Origin of the sequence: uncultured Roseobacter sp., assembly GCF_947495275.1 — a bacterium.
GTDB lineage: Bacteria > Pseudomonadota > Alphaproteobacteria > Rhodobacterales > Rhodobacteraceae > Roseobacter.
The window spans coordinates 82,940-98,531 of sequence record NZ_CANLYL010000007.1 but is presented as its reverse complement, the minus strand read 5'-3'; the positions used below and the strand labels follow the sequence as shown (position 1 = coordinate 98,531).

The window sequence follows — 15,592 nt, the reverse complement described above, 5'->3', positions numbered from 1 at the left end:
ATCTATGATCCATGGCGGCACGAGGCTGCGACATGGCGCGGCTGACAGCCCGGTTCTGGATTGATGCCTATCTCGCGCGGTTGCGGGTGCATGACATTCCGGCGTTCATTGTTGCCCACGGTGATGACACAGCGGGAAGTATCCTTGTCAAGGTCAACAAGCTTGACGGGCAAGCGACCGTCTATCATCGAAGCTACAATCTGATGGAAGACAGCCGGGAATGGTCCATTCTGGAGCAGGGTGATGATGTTGAAGTTGATGCGAGCGTCAATCGCCAGCGTGGCTTTGATCCCGATATCTGGGTGATTGAAGTGGAGGACCGGCAAGGGCGGCATTTGCTGGACCAACCGGGCCTGGCGTAATGGAATGGCGTGACCAGGGGATTTTGCTGAGTTCCCGGCGTCACGGCGAAACTTCTGCAATTATCGAGGTTTTCACGCCAGAGCATGGCCGTCATGCGGGCGTCGTACGCGGTGGCACCAGTCGAAAAATTGCGCCAATCCTGCAAGCGGGCGCGCAACTGGACCTCACCTGGAGGGCGCGTCTGGAAGATCACATAGGCAGTTTTCAGGTAGAGCCCGTCCGCAGCCGCGCAGCGATTGCGATGAACGACAGGCTGACCCTTGCGGGTCTGAACTCGGTGACGGCATTACTGGCCTTTTCACTGCCGGAAAGAGAACCGCATCGCCGCTTGTATCATCAGTCGGAGCAACTGCTTGATTTGTTGGAGCAGAGGTCTCTGTGGCCGTTGGCGTACCTGCGCTGGGAGGTATCGCTTCTGGAAGACATGGGGTATGCGCTGGCTCTGGACAGATGCGCCGTCACAGGCCGTACCGAAGATCTGAGCTATGTATCGCCAAAGACCGGACGTGCGGTGTCACGGGATGCTGCAGGAGAATGGGCCACGCGCCTGTTGCCGTTACCGGATGTGTTGCGTGGGTTGGGGGACGCCGATGATACCGAGATTGCAAACGGGCTGATAACCACGGGCTACTTTCTCAAGGAGCATCTGGCCAAGGGGTTGGGGAACAAGCCTCTTCCCGAAGCCCGCGACCGGTTTGTCGCTGCGTTCAAGCGCCAGATTTGAAGACCATCTGCGCGCCCTCCGGTGTCGAGAGAATGAGTGTATCGCCAAGGACCTCCGACAGTGTCATTTCCGATAATGCCGTAAAATAATCCACTTCAAAATCCAGATCGGGGCAGGCCCGTCGGGTTGACGCTATGGGTCCTGCTTCGAACCACGGGTAAGGCACCGTCATCGCGGCTGAATAGCTGTTGCAGGGGCCTTCACCGGCGATCCGGCCTTCTTCCGGAAAGGTCAGGGTTGCGATCTGATCAACTGTTTGTCCGTTTAACTCGACCAACTGCCAGGTTTTTCCTGCCGCGCCGTAGGCAGAAACGGTTTCGTCGGGTCGGCAACCTGCCAGGGCGATCAGACCGATTAGCGCGGGAAAGATCATTTTCGGGTGGATCATTTCAATGCCAACACCAGATCGACCAGGGTTTCATATGCAGCCGCCGGATCGGAGCTCTCTCCGACCTGCGGCAAACCTGCCAAGGCTCCGAGGCAGCACAGTGCAAAACCCGGGTTTTTCACGCCTAAATGTTGCAAAAGGCTGGTGATATATCTCAATCGCTCCGCATCCACCTGCGTGACCGCTTCGGCGACTTCTGTGGATGTCCGCGCCCAAGCCCGAAGGGCCGGATCCTGGACATCGCCGAGAATGCGCGCCCCGAAATCGCGCAAGCGTTCCTCCGCGTTTCCATCCTTTGCCAGCGCATCGGCCACCTGCATCAACGCCCGGGATTGCCAGTCCTTGAGAAGGGCGTACTGGAACTCGGGGACATCCTTGAAGTGCCAGTAGAACGACCCCTTGGTCGCCCCCAGCGCGCGGGCCAAAGGTTCCGCCGCAAGTGCCACGGGGCCACTGGCGACCAAGGCTTCTAAACCGGCATCGATCCAGGATTGACGGGTGAGGCGCTGGTGTTTCATGCGCCAGCCATACGCAGCGACCCGGCATGCTGCAAGTGCGAAAGGATTGCGTGGGTGAAACGGGCAAAGAGTCACCGGTGCAGCGGGTTATTCAGGCGGTATTGCCCGATGTGTCAGCGGCCTATTGTCTCTGCAGGTGCTTATCCCAGCAAGCGCCGAGCGATCACCTGAGCCTGAATCTCTGCGGCACCTTCGAAGATGTTCAGGATGCGCGCGTCGCACAGAACGCGGCTGATCTTGTACTCAAGCGCAAAACCATTGCCGCCGTGTATTTGCAGCCCGTTGTCGGCGGCGGCCCACGCGACGCGGGCACCCAGCAGTTTTGCCATGCCAGCCTCGACATCGCAGCGACGTCCCTGATCTTTTTCAAAGGCTGAAAAGTAGGTCAACTGGCGGGCAATCATCAACTCAACCGCCATCATTGCCAGTTTGCCGGAAACGCGCGGGAACTGGATCAGCGATTTGCCAAACTGTTTGCGGTCCTGCGCGTATTGCATGGAGAGATCGAGTGCGGATTGCGCAACCCCGATGGCGCGTGCGGCGGTTTGGATGCGGGCGCTCTCAAAAGTCTCCATCAACTGTTTGAAGCCCTTGCCTTCCTCGCCACCCAATAGGTTCTCACCCTTGACGTGGAAGTTATCGAAGCCCAGTTCATACTCCTTCATACCGCGATATCCGAGCACTTCGATTTCGCCGCCTGTCATGCCTTCGGTTGGAAAAGGAATCTTGTCGTCACCGGGCGTTTTTTCGGCCAGAAACATCGAAAGACCTTTGTAATCGGTCGTGTTCGGATCGGTTCTCGCCAGCAGGGTCATGACATGCGTGCGCGCTGCATGGGTGATCCAGGTCTTGTTGCCGGTAACGCGATAATCTTCCCCGTCTTTGACCGCGCGTGTCCGAAGGCTGCCAAGATCCGACCCGGTGTTCGGCTCTGTAAATACCGCGGTGGGAAGCGTTTCAGCGGATGCCAGCCGTGGCAACCACTTCTCTTTTTGAGCGTCAGTGCCGCCCGCGATAATCAACTCCGCGGCAATTTCAGATCTGGTGCCTAGGCTGCCGACGCCGATATATCCGCGCGAAAGCTCTTCGGAAACGACACACATCGACGCTTTGGAGAGCCCAAAGCCGCCGTATTCCTCGGGAATCGTGAGCCCGAACACACCCATTTCGGCTAGTTCTTCGACGACTTCCATTGGGATCAACTCATCATTGAGGTGCCAGTCATGTGCGAAGGGCTCAACCTTTTCCACCGCATAGCGGCGAAACTGAGCGCGGATCATTTCCAGCTCTTCGTCTAGACCTGAGGCGCCAACAGTCACGTCAGCGGAGTGCTCTTGCATGAGCTCGACAAGACGGGTGCGCGCGGCCTGCGTGTTGGCCCCTTGCGTCAGCGTCATGATAGCGGGTTCCATCAAAGCGCGCATATCCGATTGATCCAGGCCCAGATCTTGCAATCTCAGGATTTCACCCTGGTTCATCTGGATGCCACCATAGATCTGCCAAAGGTACTCACCGAAGGCAATTTGATGCAGTAATTGTTCCGTCTCACCAAATCGGCCCTGCTCTTGCAGCGAAACAGCCCATTTCTGCATTTGCCTGAGCGCCTGGGCGTAGGTGGCAAGCCATGCCAGACCGTGAGCTGCAGTTTGATGTTGCTCAACCAGCGCACCGGAGACACGTCCCTCTTGCGAAACCAATGTCCTTACCCGATCTTTTGCCGTCTCAAGTATCGCGTCCACCGAAGGCAGTGCCGCTGATGTCAATTCGACAAGGTTCTCCAGTATCACAGCTGCGCGCATCGGTGATTGTCCATCGTGGGCCATGAGTCGCCTCCTTTTACGGTCGAAGCTGATGTAGTTACTTCGCAGGTGCAGCGCAACAAAAATACGTAAGAGTGCGTCAATTTGGAAATAAATTTCGCGACCAGCTTCTGCTATACAGACTTCTCAAGTTTCATGGCAGGTTGGCAACGGTGGATAGATTAGAAATTTACCTTTACGAAACGAAAAAACGCCGCTTTCGCGGCGTCTGATCAGTCACAGTTACTCATACAATTTATACTAGATTTGGTTTGCGTTGGGTGACGAATGGAGCTGCCACCCAACGCGCAGTCAGCCAGGGACTCAGCCTTGACGGGCGACAGTTACGCCTGAGACGTCCTCAATGAACGTCACAATGCGTGTCTTGATTGTATCGTCACGGATGGCAGCCAAGGCCGTGACAATTTCGAGACCCGGATCACGTCTGACGGATTTTTCCGCTGAAGTATCAAGGCCTTCGAAGAAATAAGACGTCGGAACGTCAAGGATTCGCGATAACTCGTAAAGACGGCTGGCGGCAATTCGATTGGATCCAATTTCATATTTTTGAATCTGTTGAAACGACAAATCCAATTCACGGGCAACGTCTGTCTGAGACAAACGACGCATCGTGCGGATCTGTTTTAATTTGCGACCAACGTGAACATCGACAGGATGGGACATAACTATTTAACACCTCTGGTTGTGACTGTCTTCACTCTTCACGGGAATCGCCGAATCGTTCAACTGAGTACCTTTTTCTTTTTTTTGATTAAAAATGTTCAGATGATGGGTGAAAAATGTTGCATTAGTGGGTGATTTATTTACCATCAGATTCTATGAACCGGATCGTGGACCCGTCAGTTACATCTGAAGCGGTGGGGAAACCCGTCGACTCTCATGGCTTGCTTCATGAGATGATACGCTCGTTCACGACGCTGGCCCGAACCCTCAACCTCAGTCACGCGGTGAAGGAGCTCGGAAGCACACGCCAAACCGTGCGCCGCCACATAAGCCAGTTGGAAGAAGCGAAGGGTGTTGCGCTGTTCTCGGTAGAGGACCGCCAGTACCGGTTGACGGAAGATGGGGAGCGTGCTCTCCCCGAAGCTTTGGATATTCTCGCAAGGGGGAATGCCTGGCTGAACAGGAATGTCAGCCATGTGCATGGGCTCCAGCTTTTCAGCACAACCCTGCCAAACGGCTGGTGTTTTTGGCAGCAGCAGCACTCCCTCAGCCGCATCTGGAATGCGCCCTCGTGCCTGATGCGTGAAACGCTTCGAAGTTGGGCCATGGCGGGCGGTGATATCGAATCACCTCACATGGAACATGTACGCCCGTATCTGATTGTTTATCGTCACACGATCGCTGGATGGATATGCGTGGAGTTCGGCGAGCAGTCTTTTTTCGTAAAATGGTTTGGTTGGGCGAAAGCCCGTAGCAGCGTGGGGCGATCACTCGGTGGGATGCCGGGTGGTGATGACTTCAAACGCATGCTGGATCAGCCGTTTCATGAAGTCCAGACAACGCAAAGTATGCGCTTGGATCATGTATTTACACTTGTTCCGAGCGAATCTGACGGGTCTCTGAAGCCCGTGAACTACCACCGTTTGATGCTAGGAGGACGATTCCCGGACGGCAGTCTGGCGCTTTATTCCCTGGTTGAGCCATCCGAAGATATTGAGATATTCGGGCTGGATCAGGGCAAAATTGTGCAACCTTCTGCCGATATTATGTTAAATTTCGATCCTGCTAACGCAAAATTCGAGCGTTAAGCACTTATTTAGGCTAGCCTTTGTCTGAGGATGCTCGGCAAAGGAGTTTTGGCATGACATTTCAAAGCATGAATGAGGGGGCACAATTCGTTGCCACCAGTCGTGATATTCTGCTTCAAAATCAAATTACGGTCACAATTGGAACAAACTTTTTTGAGTACCGAGACCTCCTGGAAGAAGAGCGCCCACAGCAGGTTTTAGGAGCGCCATTCGATCCTGAAGTACACGATATGAACGCAGGAAATGCGTTCTGGTTGGTCGCCCACGATGTCGATGGCCTGCTCATGCACACGCAAGCGTCCCGGCTGATTGACCTCAAGCAGAAAACCCTCAGCGGCTACATGCTCAAAAAATTCAGGGAGTTCCCACCGGCGATCCCTGACCTTGATCTGAAACGTTCGAGATACCGCGCCAGCCCTGGCGCAAATCGGATCACCGGCCATGTGGTTTATCATGGAGAAGTCTGGATGGGGGGATCGCCAGGTCAATACCGCGGCAGTGGTTTGTCGACGGTGCTCGCGCGTTATGGGCTTCATGAAGCGATGCGCAGATGGGACCCCGATTACATTTTTGGCTTCATGGCGCGCACAGTGGCTTACAAGGGCTTCGCCGAGCGAATGGGATATATGCACAACGAGCCCGGCGCTTTGCGGTGGTACCGAAAGGGTCAGGACACGCCTTTAGAGGGCTTTGTCAGCTATTTGAGCAACGAAGATACCCGTTATCTTCTCGAAATGCCGGTCGTTGACGTCGTAGATGTACCGCGACCCCATCAGAAGGCTGCCTGAAACGTCGATTGCCAACACTTGACGGCGGCGATTAGCTAATTGCCGCCGCGCGTACGTCTTCATCGATGAAAGGCAGATACTGTTCAAAGTTGTCGGAGAACATTTTGACCAACTTTGCAGCTTGACGGTCATAGCTATCTGGTTTGTCCCAGGTCCGGCGCGGGTCAAGAAGAATACTGGGCACACCTTTCACATCGACAGGCACATCAAATCCGAAATTGGGGTCTTTGCGAAAAGTAGCATCCGCCAGCGAACCGTCGAGTGCGGCCGTAAGTAGTCCGCGCGTTGCCATGATGGGCATGCGACTGCCGGTTCCATAAGCGCCGCCGGTCCAGCCGGTATTCACCAGCCAGCAGGTCGCGCCGTGGGTTGCAATCTTTTCGCGCAATAGGTTCCCATACACTTCCGGCCGTCGCGGCATGAAGGGAGCGCCGAAACAGGTCGAAAAGGTGGGTTCAGGCTCGGTCACACCCCGTTCCGTTCCCGCAACCTTTGACGTGAAACCTGACAAGAAGTGATACATGGCCTGCGCGGGCGTCAACCGGGAGATCGGCGGTAAAACCCCAAAGGCATCACATGTCAGCATGATGATGTTCTTGGGATGCCCGCCAATCGCCGTGTTGGATGCGTTGGAAATGTAGTGCAACGGGTAGGCGCAGCGCATGTTCGCGGTCAGACTGTCGTCTTTGAAATCAAGCGCCTTGGTCTCTTCATCATAGACCATATTTTCGATGACAGTGCCGAATTTCTCCGTTGTCGCATAGATTTCTGGCTCCGCATCGGCGCTCAGGTTGATCGTCTTTGCATAGCACCCGCCTTCGAAGTTGAAGGTGCCGGTGTCTGACCAGCCGTGTTCGTCATCACCAATCAATGTGCGCGCGGGATCAGCAGACAGCGTGGTTTTCCCGGTGCCTGATAATCCGAAAAATACCGCTGTGTCGACGGGGTTTCCAGTCGCGTGGTTTGCCGAACAGTGCATTGGCATCACGCCTTTTTCCGGCAAAAGATAGTTCAGAAGCGTGAATACGGATTTCTTGTTCTCGCCTGCATATTCTGTACCGCCAATCAGAATGAGTTTCTTGTCGAAATTCATCGCGATCACCGTATCGGAACGGCAATCGTGCTTCTTTGGATCAGCCTTGAAGCTGGGGCAGTTGATGACTGTGAAGTCGGCAACGAATTCGTCGAGATCTTCGCGATCCGGACGGCGTAGCATGTGCCTGATGAATAGGCCATGCCATGCCATTTCTGTGACCATGCGCACATTAATTGCATGTTTGGCATCGGCACCGCCGATCAAATCCTGCACGAAGTAGTCGCGTTCCTTCATGTGTTCCAACATGTCAGCATGAAGGGCATCGAACCCCTTGGCACTCATAGAGGCATTGTTTTCCCACCAGATAGTGTCTGCGACAGTGGCGGTTTTGACCACATGCTTGTCCTTTGGGGAACGCCCGGTAAATTTTCCGGTTGTGACCAGGAAAGCGCCACCCTTGCCCAAGTTGCCTTCTCCTCGGTTCAGGGCCATTTGAATGAGGTCGGGCTCAATAAGATTATAATGGACAGTGCCCAAACCCCTGATCCCCTGATCTTCGAGTTTGAAATGTGGGTTCACCCGTCCATGTGTCATCCGCATGTCTCCTGTTGTGCGCATCCGAAACAGACGCATGGGCCTCTTAACATGACGTTTTTATTGTTGAACAGGAGGGAGCCCCGCAGTTAGCGCCACCATAGCAAACTTTATTTCCAGAGGCCTTTGAAGGTGCCGAAGTCCTGAGCAGGCTTGTTCTCGCTTCGGCATCAATGTGCGGCAATTTAGCCATTGGTAATCAAATTATGACCCAAATGTAGCGGAGTGCCGTGCTGATTCGCACTTAAGGATTGATTCGGAGGGTCAAAAAATGGTCAATTGCCCAAAAAATCAAAGAAACGAGCAGTACAAGGAAACGGGTAATGTCTAAGATAGCACTGGTGGACGACGACAGGAATATCCTGACGTCCGTATCCATGACGCTTGAGGCTGAGGGCTTTGAGGTCGAAACTTACAACGACGGGCAGGCAGCGCTTGACGCGTTCAACAAGAAGCTCCCTGACATGGCAGTTCTTGATATCAAGATGCCTCGCATGGATGGGATGGATTTACTTCAGCGTCTGCGCCAGAAAACCGCGATGCCGGTAATATTTCTAACCTCCAAAGATGATGAGATTGACGAAGTTCTGGGTCTTCGCATGGGGGCCGACGACTATGTCAAGAAACCGTTTTCGCAGCGGCTGCTGGTCGAGCGTATCCGGGCATTGCTGCGCAGACAGGACGCCGTCGCCGGTGATGTGGTTGCCGATAGCGAAGAGACCAAGGTGATGGAACGCGGTGATCTGCGTATGGACCCATTGCGCCATGCAGTGAGTTGGAAGGGCAAAGATGTCTCGCTAACCGTTACCGAGTTTCTTTTGCTGCAGGCACTGGCCCAACGACCCGGTTTTGTGAAGTCTAGAGACCAGCTGATGGATGTCGCCTACGATGATCAGGTTTATGTGGATGACCGGACAATTGACAGCCACATAAAACGCCTTCGCAAGAAGATGCGCACTGCGGATGATGAGTTCTCCGCGATTGAGACCCTCTACGGTATCGGTTACAGATATAACGAAGAATAACCGAAGAGATGGCTTTGGCCGAGAGGAACTTTGTGCGGGACATGACCCCTCCTCCATCCCAGGACGGCGATGTTGTCCTGGGCGAAGACTGGGTGGCGCCAGAAAGCACCGCCGGTAGCGAAATGCGCGCCTCCCGGGAGAGGCGCGGATTGATGGCGCTGCGTCGCTCTCCGCTGACGCGCAAGATCATCACGTTCAACTTGATTGCGATTTGCGTTCTCGTCGCGGGCATCTTGCAATTGAATTCGTCGCGCGACAGTTTAGCTCTTCAGCGCGCTGCGTCGCTGTTCGCAGAAGCGGAACTCATTGCCGATGTCATCGAGGTGCAATTGCCTGCCGGAGCGCCGGTCAATATGGCGACAGGGGACGGCCTTGATGTCAATGCGGCTCTGGACGGCTTGGATTTGCGAAACGGCGTTGAAGTATTCGTCTACGATCGGTCAGAAGTTTTGGTTGCCAACGTCGAAGGGCAGTTGGCACTGAATGAAACGGTCGGCGGGCTTGCCGGAAAAACCTATCTGACAGATGGCTTGAGCTGGCTCTGGGCAACAATTTCGGCACCTTTTGCCGATCCCAAACCTAATGACAAGACACCGCTGAGCGAGAAGATCAAACCGTTGGTCAATAGTAGTCTGACAGAAGGCACGCAAATCCGTTCTGAGTTGGATGATGCCGGTGCTGCGCTTTTGACCGTGGTGACGCCGATCTTGCAGAACGGTCAGGCGATTGGTGCGGTCGCTGTGGCGACTGCTGCTGGCGAAATCGACAACTTTGTACGAGCCCAACGAGAACGGGTTCTGCAAATCTTTGTCATTGGTGCCTTGGTGTCCGTTGGTTTGAGTCTGGTTCTGGCTTCCACGATCGCCAACCCCTTGGCGGATCTTTCGGCGGCTGCGGAACTCGGGCGCGACAAAAACGCACGGAAAATGAATCCAGGGCGCATCCGTATCCCCGATCTGACAGCACGGCCGGACGAAATCGGGCGATTGAGCGGGGCGCTTCGCGGAATGATCTCGGCGCTCTACAACCGCATCGATGGAAATGAACAGTTTGCCGCAGACGTGGCTCATGAGATTAAAAATCCCTTGGCATCTCTTCGATCAGCCGTTGGAACGTTGAGGATGGTTAAACGGGATGATCAGCGCGAAAAGCTTCTGGATGTCATTGATCACGATGTGCGCCGTCTGGACCGTCTCGTGAGCGATATATCCAATGCATCCAGGTTGGACAGCGAATTGGTCAAGGAAGAAGAAGAGCCATTTGATGTGCTGACGACACTATCGAACCTCGGTCAGTATCTTGGCGAAGACGCTAGATCTAAGGGTATTGAGTTCATTACAGATTTACCAGAATCTGCGATTGTCGTTCATGGGCTTGAAGCGCGGCTTGCTCAGGTATTTGTCAATTTGATCACGAATGCGATCTCCTTTTGCGAGGATGGCGATGCTATCCGCATATGGGCACGCACCAAGGCGAACAGGGTGCTGATCGTAGTTGAGGACACGGGCCCAGGTATCCCGGATCAGGCGTTGGCCAAAATATTCAAGCGCTTCTATTCGCAACGCCCTGACGAGCATTTTGGCAACAACTCGGGGCTTGGATTGGCGATCTCCAAGCAAATCGTAGAGGCACATGGTGGCGTTATCTGGGCAGAGAATATCCGCCCTACGGAGGCAGACATAACATCGGATCCTCTGGGTGCACGATTTGTCGTTGGCTTGCCAATTTGATCCGTGACCCAGGGCCCAACGCCTCCCTTTGATCCCCTGGAACAGACTTTGTTGCACGCCAGTTGTGTGGCTCTTCGGGGCCGCGCGGTTCTGATCCAAGGTGAATCTGGTTCAGGTAAATCCGGTCTTGCACTTGAGCTGATGGCCTATGGCGCAGAATTGGTTTCAGATGATCAGACGGTACTGTTGGAGCTTGACGGTGCGCTTTGGGCCACTGCGCCAGCATCGATAAAGGGGCTGATAGAGGCGCGTGGCGTCGGTATCCTGACTGCAAAAAGCTGCGGTTCAGCCGAAGTCGTCTTGGCTGTTGATATGGATGCCGAAGAACAAAGGCGTTTACCGCACCCAAACGAGAAAACAATTGCGGGTGTCAGAGTACCTGTTTTTCACAAAGTTGATACGCGCTATTTTCCGGCGGCAATTTTGCAATACCTAAGGGTAGGCAGAAGAGGCCCGCAATGATTGATCACGAACCTGCAGCACGCCGTATTGTGTTTGTTACCGGCCCCTCGGGAGCGGGACGCTCCAGCGCGCTCAATGTTCTTGAAGATGCGGGGTTCGAAACTGTTGATAACTTGCCGTTGCGTCTCTTGCCTGCCCTGCTTGAGGACGAGGCACAGGACCGACCGCTTGCGCTGGGTATTGATCCACGGAACCGTCATTTTGCGACAACGCGCGTGTTGGATCTGTTAGGTCAGGTGTCGGGCATATCGGGTCTGGCCCCCGAGCTTTTGTTTTTGGACTGCAGCACCGAAGTATTGTTGCGACGGTACTCTGAGACGCGCCGTAGACATCCCCTGGCGCCGGATGATCGTCCCTCGGATGGGATTGTGCGTGAGTTGGAGATGCTTGGCCCGCTGCGTGCACGCGCGGACGTGCTGATTGATACAAGTGAACTGAATGTTCATCAACTTAGGTCAGAATTGGAGCAATGGTTTGCACCGGGCGGTTACCGGCGTTTGACGGTATCAGTTCAGTCTTTTTCTTACAAACGTGGTCTGCCTCGAAGCGTGGATATGGTATTTGACTGTCGCTTTCTAACGAACCCCTATTGGGTTCCGGAACTGCGTGGATTGAACGGAACCAACAAGGCAGTCGAATCTCATGTGCTGGCAGATCCCAAATTCAGTCAGTTCGAAGAAAAGGTATTGGATTTGAGCCTTTTGCTGCTGCCTGCTTATCGCGATGAGGGAAAATCACACCTGTCGATCGCCTTTGGGTGTACGGGTGGTCAACATCGGTCGGTGGTAATGGCTCAAAGGCATGCTTTGCGCCTTGCGGAGAGCGGATGGCAGGTGTCAATTAGGCATCGCGAGTTGGACCTACGCAAAAGAGAAGAGGCTTAAGCGGTGATCGGTATCGTTATTGTCGCACATGGCGGGTTGGCCAAGGAGTATTTGGCCGCCGTTGAGCATGTCGTCGGCAAGCAAACCGGTATCCGGGCTATTTCAATCGATGCCGACCACAATAGGGCTGCCAAGGAGCAGGAAATCTGTACAGCGGCGAATGACGTGGACAACGGCAAAGGCGTCGTGCTTGTCACCGATTTATATGGTGGTTCCCCATCCAACCTCAGCCTTTTAGCATGCCAACCCGGGAATAGACGAATTCTATATGGTGCAAACTTGCCGATGCTTATTAAGCTGGCGAAATGTCGGCACAAACCCGTACCAGAAGCTGTACGACTGGCGCTTGAGGCGGGAAAAAAATACATCGACAGCCAGAATGTGAGTCGAGAGCAGGAAAGCCAAGCCAGACCATGACGGAATGCACACTCAAGATCGTAAATGAAAAAGGGCTTCACGCCCGCGCCTCGGCGAAGCTGGTTGAGGTTGTCGAAGCATTTGATGCAACGGCGGAGGTGTCCAAAGATGGCCAGTCCGCATCTGGCGACAGCATTATGGGACTTTTAATGTTGGCAGCGTCCAAGGGAAGTTATATTGACATACGGACCTCCGGCAATGATGCCGACGCATTGGCAGAAGCCCTGACGACTCTTGTGGCGGATATGTTTGGCGAAGGTCAGTAACAACCGCGCGTTTTCAAAAGCGCCCAACAGGATTGCAGGTCTTGGCAGATAGTACGCAAGACATCAAGGCGGCCACACCGGTCATGGAGACGGTCGATTTCGAGAAATACGACCGGCGCAGCCTGTCCTATGCTTCGACCTTTGGCGATCCCAAAAAAGCGGCGATCATCCGCGTCATTGAAGCCTTTACCGGCAAGCTGACCATCCTGCGCCTTGTGCGCAAATTTGAAAAACGCGGCGCCCCTCAGGGACAGGCGTTTTGGCGGGCTGCTTTGGATGTCATGGGGATTGATCTGCAAACCCCGCAGAACCAGCTGGACCGCATTCCAAAGGAAGGGCCGTTGATCGTCGTGTCGAACCATCCTCATGGCATGGTCGACGGAATGATTTTTGCGGATCTTATCGGGCGGGTGCGCCCTGATTACCGAATATTGACCCGCTCCCTGTTGACCGTGATCGATGAGGTTGCAGGATCATACATGATTGCAGTGCCGTTCCCGCATGATCCAGATGCGCAGCGCAAAGGCGTCGAGATGCGGGCCAAGGCCATGGAGCATCTCAAGAACGGCGGTGTCGTTGCCTTGTTTCCATCGGGCGGCGTTGCGGCGTCTGAAACATACTTCGGGCCCGCGGTTGAAGGCGAGTGGAATGTCTTTACCGCAAAGCTGATCCGACGATCCGGGGCCACCGTGCTGCCAATCAAGTTCCCCGGCCAGAATTCCAGAGCCTACCAGATTGCCAACAAATTGTCGCCGATGCTGCGACAAGGATTGCTGCTCCACGAGATCGTTCACTCACTGAACAAGCCGCAGGCACCTATCGTGGGGCATCCGTTGACCCAAGAGGAGTTGCGCAAATGGGATGATGATCCGCGTGGCTTCATGGCCTGGCTGCGGGATCATACACTGTCGCTAAAGGACTAGCGCCGCGATCAGCGGGTTGGGACGGGGACCTCTCCGCGATAGTCGTAGAATCCCCGTTGTGTTTTGCGCCCCAACCATCCCGCTTCGACGTATTTTGTCAAAAGAGGGCAGGGGCGGTACTTGGTATCGGCTAGGCCGTCGTGCAGCACGTTCATGATGGCCAGACACGTATCCAATCCAATGAAATCCGCGAGTTCCAGCGGCCCCATCGGGTGATTGGCACCGAGCTTCATGGAGCTGTCGATCGATTGCACGCTGCCGACGCCCTCGTAGAGCGTATAGACGGCCTCATTGATCATGGGCATCAGGATGCGGTTCACGATAAAGGCGGGAAAATCTTCAGCGGACGCGGCGGTTTTGCCGAGGCGATCCACAACGACCTTGCAGGCCGAATAGGTTTCCTCGTCCGTAGCGATGCCACGGATCAGTTCAACCAGCTGCATGACCGGCACGGGGTTCATAAAGTGGAAGCCCATGAATTTTTCGGGGCGATCGGTACGGCTGGCAAGGCGGGTGATTGAGATCGAAGAGGTGTTGGATGTCAGGATCGTATGTGGTTGCAGATGGGGAACGAGATCCTCGAAGATGGCCTGTTTTACGGTCTCCCGTTCGGTCGCCGCTTCAATGATCAGATCCGTTTGCCCCAATTCTGTCAAAACCTGCGTTGTCGTCACGCGTTCGAGCGCATTGGTCAGATCGTCGTCGGTAATTTTGCCCCGGCTGACCTGACGCGCCATGTTGCTTTTCATCTGGTCCATTGCCGTATTGAGCGCGTCCTGGCTTATGTCATTCAACAGGACATCGTATCCCGCAAGAGACATCACATGGGCAATCCCATTGCCCATCTGCCCGGCGCCTACAATCCCGATTTTCTTGATTTCCATGCGCTGCCCCTTTGCGAATTCGCTGCACTCTACGGTGTCACAAGGGGGCGCCGCAAGGCCAAGTGCCCGTTAAAATATGGTTCAAATTCGGCGTTTAAGGGAATGTAAGGAAGCGGTGTGCATGGTGTTTGGCGGGTGATTCAGGAAAGGTGGGTTTTATGACCTATGACGTACTGGGAGCGGGGGCTCTCGATTACGCGCCATGCAGATATGGCAATTCAAAATTATTGTTCCGTGGGCCGGAGCGGCGCTTGGACGCGCCGTATGTTGCTTTCCTCGGAGGAACATCGACATATGGAAAGTTCATCAAGACGCCATACCCGGCGCTTGTGGAAAGCGATCTTGGCGTAAATTGCGTCAACTTTGGAATTTGCAATGCCGGGGTCGATGTCTTGTTGAACGACGGTTTCATTACCGACACTTGCAATGGGGCCGCAGCGACGGTCGTGCAGATCGTCGGCGCGCAAAACCTGTCAAACCGTTTTTATACGGTGCATCCTCGGCGCAATGACCGATTTGTCACCGCATCGAGGTTGTTGAAATCGATTTATCCGGAAGTTGATTTCGCGGAATTTCATTTCAACAAACACATGTTGAGCTGTCTTTATGAGGTTTCAACGGAACGCTTTGCCACCGTGCGTGACGAGCTTCAAAATGCCTGGATCGCACGCATGAAACTGTTGATCAAACGCATTCAAGGTAAGGTGGTTCTTGTCTGGTTTGCAGATCACGCGCCGCTGAATAGTGAGCCTATTGGATTGAATCCGGCGAAAGCTCGGTCACCGCTTTTTGTTACGCGGCAGATGATGGACGAGCTTGCCTTGACGGCATCGGATGTCATCGAAGTTGTTGCCACGCCTGAAGCTATGGCCGCAGGCACAGACGGCATGGTTTTCAGCCAGATGGAGGCAATGGCCGCCGCCGAGATGCTTGGCCCCAAGGCCCATGGTGAGGTTGCGATGAAGCTAAGTAAATCATTGCATCAATTGGTATAAAAAAAGCCGCGCTGCAGGGGCGCG

The 15,592-nt window shown here is 54.4% G+C and carries 18 protein-coding genes; 12 read left to right on the top strand and 6 right to left on the bottom strand.

The window, feature by feature from the left end:
- The first annotated feature begins 32 nt into the window (after positions 1-32).
- Together Q0802_RS14105 and recO are read left to right on the top strand one after the other, a co-directional pair.
- The gene (locus tag Q0802_RS14105) at positions 33-362 is read left to right on the top strand and encodes a DUF1491 family protein (RefSeq protein WP_298919356.1); all 330 of its coding nucleotides are present in this window, start codon (positions 33-35) and stop codon (positions 360-362) included.
- The gene (gene recO / locus Q0802_RS14100; protein ID WP_298919354.1) at positions 362-1,087 is read left to right on the top strand and encodes a DNA repair protein RecO; all 726 of its coding nucleotides are present in this window, start codon (positions 362-364) and stop codon (positions 1,085-1,087) included. The genes Q0802_RS14105 and recO overlap by 1 nt, the downstream gene beginning before the upstream one ends.
- On the opposite strand, the gene Q0802_RS14095 is transcribed toward recO, so the two are convergent.
- From Q0802_RS14095 to Q0802_RS14080, 4 genes are all read right to left on the bottom strand, one after another.
- Positions 1,071-1,475, bottom strand: coding sequence for an META domain-containing protein (locus tag Q0802_RS14095; protein WP_298919352.1), 405 nt, complete (start codon positions 1,473-1,475; stop codon positions 1,071-1,073). The two genes, recO and Q0802_RS14095, sit on opposite strands and share 17 nt — an antisense overlap.
- Positions 1,472-1,993: a TetR/AcrR family transcriptional regulator gene (locus Q0802_RS14090; RefSeq protein ID WP_298919350.1), complete on the bottom strand. Its 522-nt coding sequence runs from the start codon at positions 1,991-1,993 to the stop codon at positions 1,472-1,474. Before Q0802_RS14090 ends, Q0802_RS14095 begins: the two co-directional genes overlap by 4 nt.
- Before the next feature lie 140 nt (positions 1,994-2,133).
- Entirely contained in the window at positions 2,134-3,816 is a 1,683-nt protein-coding gene (locus tag Q0802_RS14085) for an acyl-CoA dehydrogenase family protein (protein ID WP_298919348.1), read from the bottom strand.
- A gap of 300 nt (positions 3,817-4,116) precedes the next feature.
- Positions 4,117-4,476 (bottom strand): helix-turn-helix transcriptional regulator, encoded by a 360-nt coding sequence (locus Q0802_RS14080; protein WP_298919346.1) that lies wholly within the window; start codon positions 4,474-4,476, stop codon positions 4,117-4,119.
- A gap of 155 nt (positions 4,477-4,631) precedes the next feature.
- On the opposite strand from Q0802_RS14080, the gene Q0802_RS14075 reads away from it, so the two are divergent.
- On the top strand, positions 4,632-5,564 hold the full coding sequence (locus tag Q0802_RS14075) for a LysR family transcriptional regulator (RefSeq protein WP_298919345.1): 933 nt from the start codon (positions 4,632-4,634) through the stop codon (positions 5,562-5,564).
- Between the two features lie 53 nt (positions 5,565-5,617).
- Positions 5,618-6,352, top strand: a complete 735-nt coding sequence (locus tag Q0802_RS14070) for a hypothetical protein (protein WP_298919343.1) — start codon at positions 5,618-5,620, stop codon at positions 6,350-6,352.
- A 31-nt stretch (positions 6,353-6,383) separates the two neighbouring features.
- Here the strand turns inward: Q0802_RS14070 and Q0802_RS14065 are convergent, their stop codons facing one another.
- On the bottom strand, positions 6,384-7,982 hold the full coding sequence (locus Q0802_RS14065; RefSeq protein WP_298919341.1) for a phosphoenolpyruvate carboxykinase: 1,599 nt from the start codon (positions 7,980-7,982) through the stop codon (positions 6,384-6,386).
- Positions 7,983-8,305: 323 nt separating this feature from the next.
- On the opposite strand from Q0802_RS14065, the gene Q0802_RS14060 reads away from it, so the two are divergent.
- The 7 genes from Q0802_RS14060 (at position 8,306) to Q0802_RS14030 (ending at position 13,689) form a co-directional block, all read left to right on the top strand.
- Positions 8,306-9,007, top strand: a complete 702-nt coding sequence (locus Q0802_RS14060) for a response regulator transcription factor (protein WP_195819692.1) — start codon at positions 8,306-8,308, stop codon at positions 9,005-9,007.
- A gap of 41 nt (positions 9,008-9,048) precedes the next feature.
- Positions 9,049-10,737: a sensor histidine kinase gene (locus Q0802_RS14055; protein WP_298919339.1), complete on the top strand. Its 1,689-nt coding sequence runs from the start codon at positions 9,049-9,051 to the stop codon at positions 10,735-10,737.
- 3 nt (positions 10,738-10,740) lie between these two features.
- Positions 10,741-11,199, top strand: a complete 459-nt coding sequence (locus Q0802_RS14050) for an HPr kinase/phosphatase C-terminal domain-containing protein (RefSeq protein ID WP_366523327.1) — start codon at positions 10,741-10,743, stop codon at positions 11,197-11,199.
- Positions 11,196-12,083 carry an RNase adapter RapZ gene (gene rapZ / locus Q0802_RS14045; protein WP_298919337.1) on the top strand — a complete coding sequence of 296 codons (888 nt, stop codon included), beginning with the start codon at positions 11,196-11,198 and terminating at the stop codon, positions 12,081-12,083. Before Q0802_RS14050 ends, rapZ begins: the two co-directional genes overlap by 4 nt.
- A 3-nt stretch (positions 12,084-12,086) precedes the next feature.
- Positions 12,087-12,500, top strand: coding sequence for a PTS fructose transporter subunit IIA (locus Q0802_RS14040; protein ID WP_298919336.1), 414 nt, complete (start codon positions 12,087-12,089; stop codon positions 12,498-12,500).
- Positions 12,497-12,766, top strand: a complete 270-nt coding sequence (locus Q0802_RS14035; RefSeq protein WP_298919335.1) for an HPr family phosphocarrier protein — start codon at positions 12,497-12,499, stop codon at positions 12,764-12,766. Before Q0802_RS14040 ends, Q0802_RS14035 begins: the two co-directional genes overlap by 4 nt.
- Positions 12,767-12,849: 83 nt before the next feature.
- Positions 12,850-13,689 carry a lysophospholipid acyltransferase family protein gene (locus Q0802_RS14030; protein WP_298919644.1) on the top strand — a complete coding sequence of 280 codons (840 nt, stop codon included), beginning with the start codon at positions 12,850-12,852 and terminating at the stop codon, positions 13,687-13,689.
- Between the two features lie 8 nt (positions 13,690-13,697).
- Here Q0802_RS14030 and Q0802_RS14025 read toward each other — a convergent pair whose 3' ends face one another.
- A complete protein-coding gene (locus tag Q0802_RS14025; protein ID WP_298919333.1) occupies positions 13,698-14,573 on the bottom strand; it encodes a 3-hydroxybutyryl-CoA dehydrogenase in 876 nt (291 codons plus the stop codon).
- A gap of 158 nt (positions 14,574-14,731) precedes the next feature.
- On the opposite strand from Q0802_RS14025, the gene Q0802_RS14020 reads away from it, so the two are divergent.
- Positions 14,732-15,568 carry a DUF6473 family protein gene (locus Q0802_RS14020; protein WP_298919331.1) on the top strand — a complete coding sequence of 279 codons (837 nt, stop codon included), beginning with the start codon at positions 14,732-14,734 and terminating at the stop codon, positions 15,566-15,568.
- Positions 15,569-15,592: the final 24 nt, after the last annotated feature.

Excerpts from the sequence above, each read along its gene's own strand:
- Q0802_RS14105 (WP_298919356.1), top strand. The coding sequence starts at position 33 with ATGGCGCGGCTGACAGCCCGGTTCTGGATTGATGCCTATCTCGCGCGG.
- recO (WP_298919354.1), top strand. The coding sequence starts at position 362 with ATGGAATGGCGTGACCAGGGGATTTTGCTGAGTTCCCGGCGTCACGGC.
- Q0802_RS14095 (WP_298919352.1), bottom strand. The coding sequence starts at position 1,475 with ATGATCCACCCGAAAATGATCTTTCCCGCGCTAATCGGTCTGATCGCC.
- Q0802_RS14090 (WP_298919350.1), bottom strand. The coding sequence starts at position 1,993 with ATGAAACACCAGCGCCTCACCCGTCAATCCTGGATCGATGCCGGTTTA.
- Q0802_RS14085 (WP_298919348.1), bottom strand. The coding sequence starts at position 3,816 with ATGGCCCACGATGGACAATCACCGATGCGCGCAGCTGTGATACTGGAG.
- Q0802_RS14080 (WP_298919346.1), bottom strand. The coding sequence starts at position 4,476 with ATGTCCCATCCTGTCGATGTTCACGTTGGTCGCAAATTAAAACAGATC.
- Q0802_RS14075 (WP_298919345.1), top strand. The coding sequence starts at position 4,632 with ATGAACCGGATCGTGGACCCGTCAGTTACATCTGAAGCGGTGGGGAAA.
- Q0802_RS14070 (WP_298919343.1), top strand. The coding sequence starts at position 5,618 with ATGACATTTCAAAGCATGAATGAGGGGGCACAATTCGTTGCCACCAGT.
- Q0802_RS14065 (WP_298919341.1), bottom strand. The coding sequence starts at position 7,982 with ATGACACATGGACGGGTGAACCCACATTTCAAACTCGAAGATCAGGGG.
- Q0802_RS14060 (WP_195819692.1), top strand. The coding sequence starts at position 8,306 with ATGTCTAAGATAGCACTGGTGGACGACGACAGGAATATCCTGACGTCC.
- Q0802_RS14055 (WP_298919339.1), top strand. The coding sequence starts at position 9,049 with ATGACCCCTCCTCCATCCCAGGACGGCGATGTTGTCCTGGGCGAAGAC.
- rapZ (WP_298919337.1), top strand. The coding sequence starts at position 11,196 with ATGATTGATCACGAACCTGCAGCACGCCGTATTGTGTTTGTTACCGGC.
- Q0802_RS14035 (WP_298919335.1), top strand. The coding sequence starts at position 12,497 with ATGACGGAATGCACACTCAAGATCGTAAATGAAAAAGGGCTTCACGCC.
- Q0802_RS14030 (WP_298919644.1), top strand. The coding sequence starts at position 12,850 with ATGGAGACGGTCGATTTCGAGAAATACGACCGGCGCAGCCTGTCCTAT.
- Q0802_RS14025 (WP_298919333.1), bottom strand. The coding sequence starts at position 14,573 with ATGGAAATCAAGAAAATCGGGATTGTAGGCGCCGGGCAGATGGGCAAT.
- Q0802_RS14020 (WP_298919331.1), top strand. The coding sequence starts at position 14,732 with ATGACCTATGACGTACTGGGAGCGGGGGCTCTCGATTACGCGCCATGC.